General features: G+C 65.9%; 12 protein-coding genes. 9 read left to right on the top strand and 3 right to left on the bottom strand.

Annotated features, from left to right (window positions below):
• The 8 genes from ACMO6A_RS14400 to ACMO6A_RS14365 form a co-directional block, all read left to right on the top strand.
• The coding region (locus ACMO6A_RS14400) for a hypothetical protein (RefSeq protein ID WP_418471464.1) at positions 1–213 on the top strand (213 nt) is incomplete at its 5' end.
• A 181-nt stretch (positions 214–394) separates the two neighbouring features.
• A complete protein-coding gene (locus tag ACMO6A_RS14395; RefSeq protein WP_021409689.1) occupies positions 395–1,003 on the top strand; it encodes a hypothetical protein in 609 nt (202 codons plus the stop codon).
• 195 nt (positions 1,004–1,198) lie between these two features.
• A complete protein-coding gene (locus tag ACMO6A_RS14390; RefSeq protein ID WP_181870459.1) occupies positions 1,199–3,985 on the top strand; it encodes a molybdopterin-containing oxidoreductase family protein in 2,787 nt (928 codons plus the stop codon).
• Positions 3,975–4,607, top strand: a complete 633-nt coding sequence (locus ACMO6A_RS14385; protein WP_021409690.1) for a 4Fe-4S dicluster domain-containing protein — start codon at positions 3,975–3,977, stop codon at positions 4,605–4,607. Before ACMO6A_RS14390 ends, ACMO6A_RS14385 begins: the two co-directional genes overlap by 11 nt.
• On the top strand, positions 4,607–5,428 hold the full coding sequence (locus ACMO6A_RS14380; RefSeq protein ID WP_181870458.1) for a DmsC/YnfH family molybdoenzyme membrane anchor subunit: 822 nt from the start codon (positions 4,607–4,609) through the stop codon (positions 5,426–5,428). Before ACMO6A_RS14385 ends, ACMO6A_RS14380 begins: the two co-directional genes overlap by 1 nt.
• A gap of 324 nt (positions 5,429–5,752) precedes the next feature.
• Positions 5,753–6,448 carry a TorD/DmsD family molecular chaperone gene (locus ACMO6A_RS14375; RefSeq protein ID WP_021409899.1) on the top strand — a complete coding sequence of 232 codons (696 nt, stop codon included), beginning with the start codon at positions 5,753–5,755 and terminating at the stop codon, positions 6,446–6,448.
• A gap of 14 nt (positions 6,449–6,462) precedes the next feature.
• Positions 6,463–7,083, top strand: coding sequence for a 4Fe-4S dicluster domain-containing protein (locus tag ACMO6A_RS14370; RefSeq protein WP_021409895.1), 621 nt, complete (start codon positions 6,463–6,465; stop codon positions 7,081–7,083).
• Entirely contained in the window at positions 7,080–7,985 is a 906-nt protein-coding gene (locus tag ACMO6A_RS14365; RefSeq protein ID WP_021409894.1) for a 4Fe-4S binding protein, read from the top strand. The genes ACMO6A_RS14370 and ACMO6A_RS14365 overlap by 4 nt, the downstream gene beginning before the upstream one ends.
• Before the next feature lie 13 nt (positions 7,986–7,998).
• Here ACMO6A_RS14365 and ACMO6A_RS14360 read toward each other — a convergent pair whose 3' ends face one another.
• Both ACMO6A_RS14360 and ACMO6A_RS14355 read right to left on the bottom strand, forming a co-directional pair.
• Positions 7,999–9,498 (bottom strand): helix-turn-helix transcriptional regulator, encoded by a 1,500-nt coding sequence (locus ACMO6A_RS14360; protein ID WP_114519702.1) that lies wholly within the window; start codon positions 9,496–9,498, stop codon positions 7,999–8,001.
• Between the two features lie 398 nt (positions 9,499–9,896).
• On the bottom strand, positions 9,897–11,228 hold the full coding sequence (locus ACMO6A_RS14355; RefSeq protein ID WP_009607986.1) for a serine dehydratase subunit alpha family protein: 1,332 nt from the start codon (positions 11,226–11,228) through the stop codon (positions 9,897–9,899).
• A gap of 234 nt (positions 11,229–11,462) precedes the next feature.
• Between ACMO6A_RS14355 and ACMO6A_RS14350 the strand changes: the two genes are divergently transcribed.
• Entirely contained in the window at positions 11,463–13,181 is a 1,719-nt protein-coding gene (locus ACMO6A_RS14350; protein ID WP_009608167.1) for an FAD-dependent oxidoreductase, read from the top strand.
• A 93-nt stretch (positions 13,182–13,274) separates the two neighbouring features.
• Here the strand turns inward: ACMO6A_RS14350 and ACMO6A_RS14345 are convergent.
• Positions 13,275–13,602: response regulator transcription factor (locus ACMO6A_RS14345; RefSeq protein ID WP_418471463.1), on the bottom strand; the 328-nt coding region annotated here is incomplete at its 5' end.

The following is a 13,602-nucleotide window of genomic DNA, read 5'->3' as shown; positions in this document are numbered from 1 at the left end:
AGCCATGACAATTCTCAAGTGCTCGAAATGCGCTTCTCGCTAGAAGCGCGCGCAAAAGGCCTGGTCGCATTTCGAGCCTACGACGATATGCGGCTTCAGGCGAGAGAGAAAATGTCATGGCTGTCGATTCGCGCCCACGTTCGAAGAATTCGAGCGAGGTTCGCCGTTTCGAAACGAGACGTTGACCCCGCCTCGTTGACCCATTCCCGCTGACTCATTCTCACGCTATCCAATTAAGAATAATTTTCATCTGCACGAACGATCAGACTAGTCCTTTTGTGACGCTTGAAGATCGTCCTCCTCCCCGGTGATTACCTCCTTTTCTGAGCATGCGCGGCGCATCCGGCGCGGCCTACACTCTTGCCGTTGCAAGCGAAGCCAAGGGGGAATCACCATGACAACCGATGTGATCGAGCACAATCCGATGCTCAAGAAGCCGCTGCTGGCCGTCCTGGCCGTCGTCGCGCAGCAAGCCGACGAAAGCCGCACCGCCGTCGAAGAGCGCGCGAGCGCAACCTGGGACGATGCCTACCAGCAGAGCCCGGCAACCTGCGTGGACATCCTCGTGCGCAACGACGCGCTGATCGAACGGCTGCTCGTGAACGGCGAGCCTTACGACGGCACCCTGGACGACCTCCAGCTGGATCCCGCCGTCCCCGACGACGCCGTCGCCGAAGCGCGCATCGCCATCACCGAAACCGGCCGCGAGCTCCTCGCAGCCTACGCGCCCGAAGCGACGCTCTGCGCGCTCATCCGAAGCAAGCCCGCGTACCGCGATGTTTTCGCCGCCATCCTCGACGCATGCAGCGCCGACGAAGGAGCGTCCCGCGCCGACCTCGAGCGCACCATCGACGCCCAGCCGCAGCTCCAACCCGGCCCCGCCACGCAGCGCACCACCGTGTACCCTCAGTACTTCATCGACGCGCTGGAAACCGCGGGCGGCATCGCATGGGACGGCCGCTGGCGCACCACCGACGCAGGCAAGGCCGTCGCCGCCGCATAGCGCCCCTCACCCACCCCTTCCCGAGCCTCCACCCCCTCCGGAGGCTCGGGACCTCCCTCGGACACGCCGATGCGCGCCGCGCGCATCGCGCAGCCCCGAGCATCTCTTTCATCGGATCCAGCCGTAGGGGACGCCCGCAGGCTCCGAATAGCACTGCCATCAGCACTGAACACGGACGAGAAGGGAAGGAACGTTTTGGCTACTACAGACATCAGCCGGCGCAGCTTCGTGAAGCTCGGCGCTTTCGCTGCTGCCGCCGCCGCGATGAGCGGCTCGGTAGGGTCGAACCTCGTGCAGGTCGAACCCGCCGTGGCGGCCGAGTCGGGCGAAACGCAGAAGATCAGGACCATCTGCCGCGCCTGCCTCAACAACTGCGGCATGATCGCGCACGTGCGCGACGGCAAGGTCGTCAAGCTCGAAGGCGACCCGGACGACCCCATGAACAAGGGCGCAGCCTGCGCGAAGGGTCTCGCCGGCATCCAGGCGCTGTACAACCCCAACCGCATCAAGTACCCCATGAAGCGCATCGGCGAGCGCGGCTCCAACGAATGGGAGCGCATCTCCTGGGAACAGGCCATCAACGAGATCGCGGACGTGATGTGGGAGTACTACCAGAAGGAGGGCCCGAAGAGCCTCGTGTGCTCCACGGGCGGCGGCGGCAACCCGCAGTTCTTCAGCCCGGCGCGCTTCCTCTCCGTATGGGGCGGCGGCAACTTCTTCGAGCCCGGCTGCGCGCAGTGCTACCTGCCGCGCAACCACATGGAGTTCTGCCTGAACGGCACAGCCGACACGTCGCTGGCCGACGGCCCGGTGACCGAGGTGTACCTCCCCGGCATCCTGCCCGATGACAAATGCACGCCCACGAAAACCTACGTCATGTGGGGCGTCGGGCCCAGCTACCACGGCATCGGCTCCACCGGCCGTGTGGTCACCGACCTGCGCAACGCCGGCATGAAGACCGTCGTCATCGACCCGCGCCTCACGCCCGATGCCGCGCGCGCCGACGTGTGGCTGGCCATCCGCCCCGGCACCGACGTGGCGCTGATGCTGGCCTGGATGAACTACATCATCGAGCACGAGCTGTGGGATCAGGACTTCTGCCGCGAGTGGACCAACCTGCCCTTCCTCGTGCACGAGGACACCGGCCTCACGTACCCCGCCAGCGAGCTCGACCTGGGCGGCGAGGACGAGTACGTCGTGTGGGACAAGAACACGAACAGTGCGAAGGCCATGCCCTACCCCTTCGACAAGGCGCTCGATCCCGAGATGTTCGGCACCTACGAGCTGCCGAACGGCGAGAAGGCGCGCACCGCGTTCCAGATCATGAAGGACCACGTGGCCGAATGGACGCTTGAGAAAGCGGCCGAGATCTGCTGGCTGGACGCCGGCGAGATCGAGGAGGCCATCAATATCTACGTCGAAGGATGCCCGAACGCGGGCATCTCGCTGGGCGTGGCAACCGACCAGGCCCGCAACTCCGCGCAGGCCGCGCAGGGCGACGCCGTCCTCGACATCCTCATGGGCTGCATCCGCCAGCCGGGCTCCATCGTGCAGGACCGTCCCTGCTACGTCGAGCCGTGCAACTACGTCGTGCAACCCTTCGGCCTGCACCATCCCGACCACCCGCTGCGCATGCCCGAGGAAGAGGCGAACGCGCGCCTCGGCTACACCGAGCACAAGGGCCTGGGCCACTGGCTGGCCAGCCACATCCCCACGGTGCTCAAGGCCATTGAGACCGGCGAGCCCTACCGTCCACGCATCTGGATCGAGCGCAGCGGCAACAAGCTGGCCATGATCGGCAACGCCACGCGCTTCTACAACGCCATGATGACCACCGAGCTAAACGTGCACATGTACATGCACTGGACCACCACCAGCGTGTGCCTGGCCGACTACGTGCTGCCCACCGCCGAGTGGCTTGAAACGGCGTACGCGCAGGACCGCTTGAACACCTACGCCATCCGCCGTCCCTGCACGCAGCTCTACGAGGCCGTGGACGAGTGCATGCACTGGTCGTGGCTGGCCGCGGCGCTGGCCGATCGCGGCCATCAGCGCGCCATCGACTCCTTCAACCCCGACATTGCGGGCAAGTTCTACGGCACGTACTGGCGCACCTACGAGGAGTACAAGGACTACGTGGGCTACTTCGTGGGCAGCTTCTACTACGGCACCGACGATTGGAACTGGGAGAAGTTCGACGCGCAGGCGCCCAGCGAGTACCAGACCATCGAGGAGTACGCTGAGAAGTCGTACAACAGCCATCTGTTCCCCGACGAGGAGAACCCGGAGCTGCCGGCCGGATTCCACACCACGTCGAAGCGCTGCGAGCCGTACTTCGACGGCAACATCCTCTTGGGCAACACGGGCGCCATCGACGGCTCGGGCAGCATGGAGCCGGCCACCGACGTGTACCCCAAATCCGACAACTACAACCCGCTGCCGTACTACCTGGAACCGTTCGAGTCGCCGCTCACCGACACCGAGTACCCCTACGTGCTCACCCAGGGCCGCATCCCGTTCTTCCACCACGGCACGCTGCGCAACACGCCCTACACGCGCGAGCTGTACCCCTATCCCGAGACGTGGATCAACCCGGAAACCGCGCGCGAGATCGGCATCGAGAACGGCGACTGGCTGTGGCTGGAATCGCGCCGCGGCAAAACCCAGGGCCGCGCCCGCGTCACGAAGAGCGTGGCGCCGAAGGTGATCTACCAGGAGCGCTTCTGGAACCCGGAGCTTTTGGACTCGGACGACCCGAACCGCGCGTGGCAGGCGATGAACATCAACCTGTTGACCCAGAACAACGACGAATGCCCGTTCAACGACGTGTACGGAACCTATACCCTGCGCGGCATCACCATCAAGATAACCAAGGCAGACGGCGCGCCGGAGGGCGTGTGGACCGAGCCCGAGGACTTCACCCCGTGGCTGCCCGAACCGTCTGAGAACACCGGAGGAGGTAATGCCGTCTATGGCGCGTAATTGCTTGGTGATCAACCTCGATCGCTGCATCGGCTGCTACGCCTGCGAAGTGGCGTGCAAGATGGAGAACGACATCGCCCTGGGCGAACGTTGGAACAAAGTGGTGCAGGTGGAGCCGTTCGGCGAGTTCCCCCACGTGTCCACCTACTGGCTGCCCGTGATGTGCCAGCAGTGCGAAGAATCGCCCTGCACCCACGTGTGCCCCACCGGCGCGTCGTATCGCGACGAGGCCACCGGCATGGTGCTGGTGGACAAGGAGAAGTGCATCGGCTGCAAGTACTGCATGATGGCCTGCCCCTACGGCGTGCGCAGCTGGAACAAAGCGCAGCGCGTCGTTGAGAAGTGCACGTTGTGCAACCACCTGACCTCCGCAGGAGAACTGCCGGCATGCGTGAAGAACTGCTGCGGCAAGGCCCGCTTCTACGGCGATTTGGACGATCCGAATTCCGATGTGTCGAAGGAGCTGGCAGCGGCCGCGCCCGATGCGATTCACTACATGCCCGACGCGGGCAACGGACCGCTTTCCGCCTACATCCTGTCGCCGAAATTCGGCGAATGGCGCGCCGACGATCTGACGCAGACCACCAATTTGTACGTGACGACCGAAGGGAGCGTGGACTAATGGAAATCCAGTGGGCATTGGTCCTGTTCACCGTCGTCAGCGGAGCCGGCGCGTGGCTGTTCGCCTTCTCGATGCTGGGCAGCCTGCTGAAAAAGGACGCCGCACCCGGCAAGATGGAGACGATAACGGCCTTCGTGCTAGTGGCCGTCGGCGGCTGCATGTCGGTCATGCACCTCAGCCATGTCGATCGCATCCTGGAGGCGCTGAACCACCCCACCTCGGGCATCTTCATCGAGGCGGCCATGATCGGCGTGCTGTGCGTGATCCTGGCCGTGTACTTCGTGCTGCTTGCACGGAACTCGTCTGAGAAGGCGCGCACCGCGGTGGGCGTTTTAGGGCTGCTCGTGGGCATGGTGTTCACCTACGCCTGCGGATCGTCCTACCTGATGGAGGCTCGTCCTGCATGGCAGACCGTGACGCTGCCGCTGGCCTACTTCGGCACGGCCGCGTCCGCCGGCGCCGGGTTGAACCTGCTGCTGAAAGCGGTGCAGAAACGCGACGAGCAGGCCGTATCGTTTGCAGGGCTGATGGCCGTCGTCGGCGGAGCATTGGGAGCCGTGCTGGCCGCCGCGTTCTGCATCGCCGCGGGGCCGTACGTGGCCGCCGCCGACAACGGCGCGGTTGCGTGGGTGGTCGCCCTGTTCGCGGCGCTGGCCGCGGTCGTCGTATGCGGCGCCGTGGCGCTCAAGCAGCCGAAGAACGCGCTGGCGATGGGCGCGATCGCGCTCGTGGCGGGCGTCGTGGCCGCGATCGCGCTGCGCGCGGCCATGTGGCTGATCGGCACTCCGTTCATGGACTTCTTTTTGATGGCGTTGGAGTAGACAAGGCGGGGGGCTGCGACGCGAGTCGCAGCCCCCATCTGCCGCATCGGAAGCTCCTTTCCGACAATCGCAGGGATCGACCGTAGAGGCGGCCTGCCAGCCGCCCGTAAGCGCAAGATCGCAGGTTGCCGTAGGGGCGGCCTGCTGGCCGCCCGGTGCCGAAAGCTTCCGACGCGAGAAACCATGCGGCAAGCGCATTGTGCGCTCGCCGCAACGTGGCGAGGGGCTTGCGACTCGCCACGCCGCGCGGCCAGCAGGCCGCCCCTACGGTCAACCAGCAAATGACCAGCATGACGATACGGACAATCGAAAGGGGAATGCCTCATGCTCACCCATACCGAACTGCTCGACTTCTTCGCCGAGAGCGCCGAAACGTACCGGTTCCTCTCGCAGGTATTCTTCAAGGAACTCAACCTCGAAGCCATCGAAGAGCTGGCCGTTGCCGACTATCCCTCCGACACCGGCAACGCGCATCTGGACGAGGGCTATCGCCTCGTGCGCCGCTACTTCTCGTTCTCCGCGACCGACCGGCGCACGCAGCTGGCCTGCGAGTACGCACGCGTATTCCTTGCCGCCGGCGTGTTCACCAAAGAGCGCCAGACGGCCGTGCCCTACGAGTCGGTGTTCACCGGCGAGGAGCGCATCATGATGGGAGACGCCCGTGACGACGTGGTGGCGCGTTTCCTCGAAGACGGATTCCAGGTAAATCCCGACCTGCATGAACCGGAAGACCACCTCGCCTTCGAGCTGGAATACCTCGTCAACATGAACGAGCGCGCGCTGGAATGGGCGCAGGCGAAGAACAAAGCTCAGCTGCGCCGCAACGTGGTGCGCCAGCTGGAATTCATCGAGCAGCATCTGCTGAATTGGATCCCCGCCCTGCTGGACGTGGCGCGGGAGTACGCGAAGCTCACGTTCTACCCGGGCATGCTGTTGGTGGCTCAGGGTGCGCTCGAGCAGGGATGCGACCTGCTGCGCGACATTCTGGCGCAGCTCGACGGCGCCGACGCAGCGGCGTAAGCGGAGGTTTCGCCATGTCAGCGAACAACCCGACGCGCAGGACGTTCGTCATCGGAGGCGCGGCGCTCGTCGCCAGCGTCGTGGTCGGCGCCGGCGTGCGGCCTTTCGTCGCCGAGGCCGACGTGCTGCGCCCGCCCGGCGCGCTTCCGGAAGACGAGTTCATGGCGCGCTGCATCAAATGCGCGCGTTGCATCGACGTGTGCCCCACCGATGTGCTGGAGCCGCTGGGCATCGAGCGCGGGCCGCTGCAAGCCCGCACGCCGATGCTCAGCTTCGCCAACGACAGCTGCACGTTCTGCGACAAATGCCGCGAGGTATGCCCCACCGCCGCCATCGGCGAGGTGGATCCGTACGCGCCGGATCGGGGGCGCATCGGCGCGGCCATCCTGCACGAGGATCGTTGCCTGGCGTTTCTGGAGACGAACAGCTGCGGCATCTGCGTTGATGCGTGTCCGTACGAGGCGCTCTCCTTCGATGCAGGGCGCCGGCCCGTCGTGGATGCCGCGAAGTGCAACGGCTGCGGCGAGTGCGTCAAGATCTGCCCGGCCAACGTGTTCACGTCCTTCAGCGGCGGCAAGGCGCGCGGCATCGAAGTGGTTACCGAAAAGACGTTCCGAGCAAGGGAAGGTGCATGATGAAGCAGGGCGATCGCATTACGAAAGCGCGCGTCGCGACGCTGGCCTTGGTGTTCGTCGCGGTCATCGCGTCGCTGGCCTTCGATTTGGGTCTGGGCACGCCCTCGTCGTTCGGCCTCGGCCAGTTCTTCCTGCTGTGCCCGCTCGGCGGCATCGAGGCGTTGCTAGCATCCAAGGCACTCGTGCCCGTGACGCTGATCTCGCTGGCCGTGGTCTTTGCGTTCGCGCTGCTGTTCGGCCGCGCCTGGTGCGCCTGGGGCTGCCCCGCCCCGAGGATCCGCGGGTTCTTCAAGCGGGAGCCGAAGGCCGAATCCGTCCACGACGCCGCGACGGCCCCCGCAACAGCGCAGCGCACATGCTCGGCCGCCCGTGAAGCGAAGGGGCTGGCCGCGAGCATCCGCCATCTTGCACGCGACCGTCGCACCTGGGCGCTGGGCGTCGTCCTCGTCGCCACGCTGATTGCGGGCATCCCGCTGTTCTGCCTCGTGTGCCCCATCGGGCTGACGTTCGGCACGGTGGGGTCGCTGTGGCACCTCATCGTGGACAAGCAGGTGACCCTGTCGGCAATCGTGTTCCCCGCAGCGCTCGCCATCGAGCTGGTGCTGTATCGCAAGTGGTGCATGAACCTTTGCCCCGTCGCCGGGCTGCTCAACGTGTTCGGCCAGTTCGCACGTCTGTTTCGCCCGCGCGTCGACGCATCCACCTGTCTGCAGGCGTCCGAAGGCAGACCCTGCACGGTCTGCGCGTCCGTATGCGCCGAACGCATCAACCTGCACGCCGCCGACGCCGCCGTGCAGCTGGGCGAATGCACCCGTTGCGGAGAATGCGTCAAGCACTGCCCCTCGTCGTCCATCCGCATCGCCGCAAAACCGAGCGACCCGGTGATGCGCGACGAGGCGTAGGCTTCCCCGCCCCCTACTCCCCCAAGAAGTCCAGCAGCTCTTGGCGGGTGTGCACGTCGAGCTTCGTATAGATGGCGCGCAGGTGGGAGCGCACGGTGTTCTTGGAGATGGTGAGGTTGTCCGCGATCCAGTTCGCGCTGCGCCCTTGGGCGAACAGGTCGAGGATCTCCAGCTCGCGCGAGGACAGGCCGTAGCGCTGATCGGTTGCGCGCGCCACCCCGATGGAGGCGGCAACCTCGGCATCGCCCGCAGACGCCGATGCGAACGCGGGCACCGTTGCGCGCTTGACCGGCGCGCGCTCGCCCCGTTCGCTGTCCACCGACCACGCCATGACGCGCTTGAGGTCGATCTCCGGGAACACGTACACCAGCACGACGATCACCATGAACGCCAGCGCGATGCCGGTTCCCATGCGCACCATCGAATCGCCGTAGTACGGGGCCAGGGCCGAGCCGACCGCCCAGCCCGCCGTGGAAGCGAGGAAGTACACGCCCTGCCCGATAGCGAACATCCGCACCGGCGAGAAGTCGTAGCGAAACGCCAGGTAGGCCATGAAGCATGAGAACACGAGCCACAAGCTTTCCTTGCCCACGCTCAAATACGCGATGTCGAAGCCGAAGCACGTGGACAACATCATGGCCACGCCCAGCACCATGAGCCCGGAGTACACCTGCCGCGCCCCGCGCACGGCGTCGCCGCGGTTCACCACATAGGCTATCAGCACGCCGATCACGCCCACGCACAGCACGATGATGCCGCCTTCGCGCGCGAACGTCTCGGTGGGAACGAGCGCGCTCGACACGCCCTTGCCGATGCCCGCCGTCAACGCCACCAGCGCCGAAGCCGCCACGAGCTTGCGGTACACGCGCCGTTCCGGCGAGCGCCGATCAAGATCTTCGCCTGCGCCCGACATCGCCGACGGGAAGGGGTCTGCCGCCCCCATGACCAGCAGCAACGCCGATACCAACGGCAAAGCGGCCAGGTAGAACAGCCGCAGCTCGGGCGCGATGCCCACGCCGGCGAAGTACAGCAGCGACGCGAACACGAGCGAGATGGCGCCCGCCGTCAGCGAATCGCCCAAAGACACGCTGCCGTAGACGCGCCCCACCTTCAAGCACAGAAACGAAGTGCCGATGCCCGTGAACACCGCCGCAAGGAAGAAGAACACGCCCGCCCCCATGACCACCGAGAATCCCAGCAAGATGGTCGATAGCCCGGCGAACGCGCCGAACCCGACAACGACGAACCGCTTGTCCACGAGCACCGTGACGCGTTTCCATGCCAGCGCTGCCGCGAACATCGATGCCGCGATGCCCAACGTGGAGAACAGGTACATCTGCAGCACGTTGGCCGTTTGGTCGCCCGCCGGGAACATGCGCATGATCTCCGTCGAGTTGTAGCACAGCCAAATCCACGCCCACCATGCGCCCAGTCCCAAGAACCGCAGGTACGGCCATTGCTCCGCCAGCGGCGACACCCGCTCTTCGCTGTCCGCTTTCCGCACGTCAGCCATGCAATCCCCTCCCGTTCCAATCGCGAACCATGGTATCACAAGCCAGGACGCGGAAGAGGAGCCGAGGGGACGGGGTCAACGTCTCATTCATCTTCCCTCGCCGCCCCCTTTTCGCCTTGTGGGCGCAAAACGGTAGCCATGTCAATTCTCAAGCGCTCGAAACGCGCTTCTCGCTGGAAGCACACGCAAAAGGCCTGGTCGCATTTCGAACCTACGACGATATGCGGCTTCAGGCGAGGGCGTAATTGCCATGGCTCCCGATTCACGCCCACGTTCGAGGAATTCGAGCGAAGTTCGCCGGTTCGAGACGAGACGTTGACTCATTCCCGTTGACTCCCAGTGACGAGACGAAGGGACGGGGTTGACAGTTCATTACCTCCCTTCGCTCGTCCCGCGATTCACGCTCCCAGCATGATCCTGATGATCTCGTCGTTGGTGGCGCGCATGCCGTCGCGGCCGAGGCGGGCGATGCTGTCGATGGTGTTCTCGACGCCCTTCTTCACGATGCCGTCGCCGCCGTAGAACTGCTGGCCGTCACGGTACATGACGTAACCCAGGATGCCCGCGTTCACCGAGAACGCGATCTTGCCGGCGCACGAGGGCTTCGCGCCGTCGCACACCATGCCGGCCACGATAGACAGCGCATTCACCACGGCATGACAGGCCTCGCAGTAGCCGCCGCCATCCAAATACGCGATGCCTGCGCCCGCCGCCGCGCCCGCGCACACCGCGCCGCAGAACGCCGACAGCCGTCCGATACCCGTCTTCTGATGGATGGCCACGAGGTTCGACAGCACGAGCGCGCGGTAGAGCTGCTCGTCGGAAGAGCCCAGGTGGCGCGCGTACACGATGAGCGGCACCGACACGGTGATGCCCTGGTTGCCGCTGCCGGAGTTGATGACCACGGGCAGCTCGCAGCCGCTCATGCGCGCGTCGGACGCCGCCGCGGCGCACGCGCACGCGCGTACCTTCACGTCGTCGCCGTAGGCGCCCAGCATGACGCTGCCGATGTTCGCGCCCCAGTCGCCCGCCAGCCCCTCGTCGACGATGGCGCCGTTGCAGGCGATCTGGCGATCCAGCAGGTCTCGCACGTCATCCAGCTCCACGGTCATGGCGAAGTCCCAGATGCCCTCCATCGACAGCACGCCGCGATCGGTCATCCCGTCGGCCGAGCCGCCAACGGAGGGCACCGCCACGTCGCGCAGCACCTCCCCGTCGCGCTCCTCGCGCACGATGTTCGTATGGAAGTCGGCGATGCGCACGAGCGCGCTGCGAGCGGGAGAGGCGCAGGCATCAGCCTCCGCGTCCGCCGCCTGCGCCTCCGCGTCCGAGAACACGCGCACGACGATGTCGAAGTCCAGCTCCGATGCGGCGCGCTCAACCGCGATGGACGCGCGCTCCACATAGGCCGCGATACCCGCAATCTCCTCGGGCGAAACCTCGGCGATCACTTCGAGGCTGCGCTCGGCGCGCCCCGCCACGATGCCCGCAGCCGCAGCGGCCTCGATCCCCTTCAGGCCGCCGGTATGGGGCACCACCACGCTCTTCGCGTTCTTGATGATGCTTCCGCTGGCCTCCACCTCCACGCGGGCAGGTTCCGCGCCCAGCAGTTCGCGCGCCCGCGCGGCCGCCAGCGCGATGGCGATGGGCTCGGTGCATCCCATCGCGGCGACGAGCTCCTCTTCGAGGATGGCCACGTATCGCCTGTACCGCTCGTCCGTCCGCTCCATGAAGCACTCCCTTTCGCGCCGCCCGTCGCATGCAACGCATCATGATAGCACCTCGCGCATGGCGCCGCGCGCCGCCCGTCCTCGCAAACCGCGTTCGGCAGCCCTCCCCCGTTTTCGGGTATCTTCGTTGTTTTGCCTGGACACAGGCGAATATACCCCAATCCGCGCGATGACGCGGCTCCGCGACCCGCGTAGCATGCACCTCGTTGAAACCGAACAAACGAGGAGGGAATCATGGGAGAACGAACCATCAGCCGCCGGAACTTCCTGGCGGGAATCACCGCGACGGGCGCGCTGGCCGCAGCCGGGGCGCTGGCCGGATGCGCGCCGCAAGCGCAGGCCGAAGGCGGAAAGAGCGGCAAGGCCGACGCCGACGCGCAGGGTAGTTGGCGCGACAAGCCGGATATGCCCGCCGACATCGCCGAGACGCTGGAAGCCGACCTCGTGGTGGTAGGCGCCGGCAACGGCGGGCTCGTGGCCGCCACCACGGCCGCGCAGAACGGCGCGAAGGTCATCGTGCTGGAAAAGGGCGGCAACATCGCCGCCGCACGCGAGGCTATCGGCGCGCTCAACTCCGCGCTGGAGCCCGACCATGTCGAAGACGTCCCCACCCTGCTGAACCATGCGAACCAGACCCAAGCGGGCGATGCCAACATGCTGCTGTACAAAACCTGGGCCGAGAAGTCTGGCGAGATGATCGAATGGATGAAGGAGACGCTTGAGCCCAAGGGCATGCTGTTCCCGTTCGAATGGCACAAGCCCGACGACCCGCACGCCTACTACCCGGCCATGTGCTATAACCCCTGCATGGGCGAGTACAACCCCGACGGCCCGAACTACGGCGCGTACGCCCACCTTGAAGTGATGAACGAGGTGCTGGGCGAGCTGGGTGGCGAAGTCATGTTCATGACGCCCGCGAAGATGCTCGTGCAGGACGAGTCGGGCAAGGTGTGCGGCGTCATCGCGGAGTCGAAGGACAAGGGCGTCATCCAGATCAACGCGAAGAACGGCGTCATCGTGTGCACGGGCGGCTACGGCGCGAACGACGAGATGCTGCAGGACCTGTGCCCCGGCAACTCCAACTGGTGCGTGCTGCGCGACAGCGTCACCGAGGAGGGCGACGGCATCCGCATGGCGCTGTGGGCGGGAGCCGAGCTGGAAGCGGGCGGCGCCTGCATGATCTGGAACCGCGGCATCATGTTCGACGACACCGAGTTCGACGGCTCCTACCAGGGCGGCGACATCTTCCTTCCCGGCAGCCAGCCGTTCCTCCACGTGAACGCCAACGGCGAGCGCTTCATGAACGAGGACCAGTGCTACCCCATGAGCTACGCCGGCGGCGCGAACCAGCCCGGCCACTTCTCGTGGATCGTTTGGGACGGCAGCTACTGGGAAGACATCGAGCGGTTCGACACCTGCGGCTGCTCGCGCCTGTTCCCCGCGCCGTCGGGCACCGCGTTCAACGCCGACGTGTACGACTGCGAGGCCATCACGAAGGAGCACCTCGACTCGTTCTGGCTGGAGCCGCGCATCGAGAGCGGCGCGCTGAAGAAGCGCGACACGCTCGACGAGCTGGCGAAAGCGATGAAGTTCGACGCCGACCAAACCGCCACGTTCAAGGCCACCATCGAACGCTATAACGAACTGGTCGCTGCAGGCGAGGACGTCGACTTCGGCAAGCCTGCCTACCGCCTGAGCGCCGTCGACGAGCCGCCGTTCTACGCCGCGCGCATCGCCGGCGAGCTGTTGGTCACCATCCACGGCGTGATCACGAACGCCGACTCGCAGCCGCTGCGCAAGGACGGCAGCGTCATCGAGGGCCTCTACGTTTGCGGCAACGACCAGGGCGGCTTCTACCCGCACAACTATCCCAGCAACTTCACGGGCATCAACGCGGGCCGCACCGCCACCTTCGCCCGCATCGCCGCCAAGCACGCTTTAGGCGCAGCGTAAGCAGCACCAAAACCAACCCTCCCTCCCTTAACGGAAAGCCCCGCACGCGGGGCTTTCCGTGCGCTTGCTCAGGATGGCAAGGCAACGTGCGAGCTAATGCACGAGGTCGATGAGCTCTTGGCGAGAGTGCACGTCGAGTTTGGCGTAGACGTGCTTGGCGTGGGTGGCGGCCGTCTCGCGCGAGATGACGAGAGCGTCGCGCACGTACGGTATCGATCGGCCGCGCGCCAGGAGGTCGAACACCTCGGTCTCGCGCGGGGTGAGGCCGCCGCGTTCGGCAAGCTCGAGGATGCGGGCGGTCAGCTCGTCGATATCGGCTGCAGGCGCGGGCGCGGATGCAGCTTCGTCGGCGTTCGCGCCGCCCGCATCCGCGCCCGCCGGCATCGACCGCTTCGAAGCGGCATCGTGCAGCACGCCATCC

Source organism: Eggerthella sp. (genome assembly GCF_048329335.1).
GTDB classification, from domain to species: domain Bacteria; phylum Actinomycetota; class Coriobacteriia; order Coriobacteriales; family Eggerthellaceae; genus Eggerthella; species Eggerthella lenta.
Note: the sequence above shows the minus strand (reverse complement) of the source record. Positions and strands in the feature narration are given on the sequence as shown.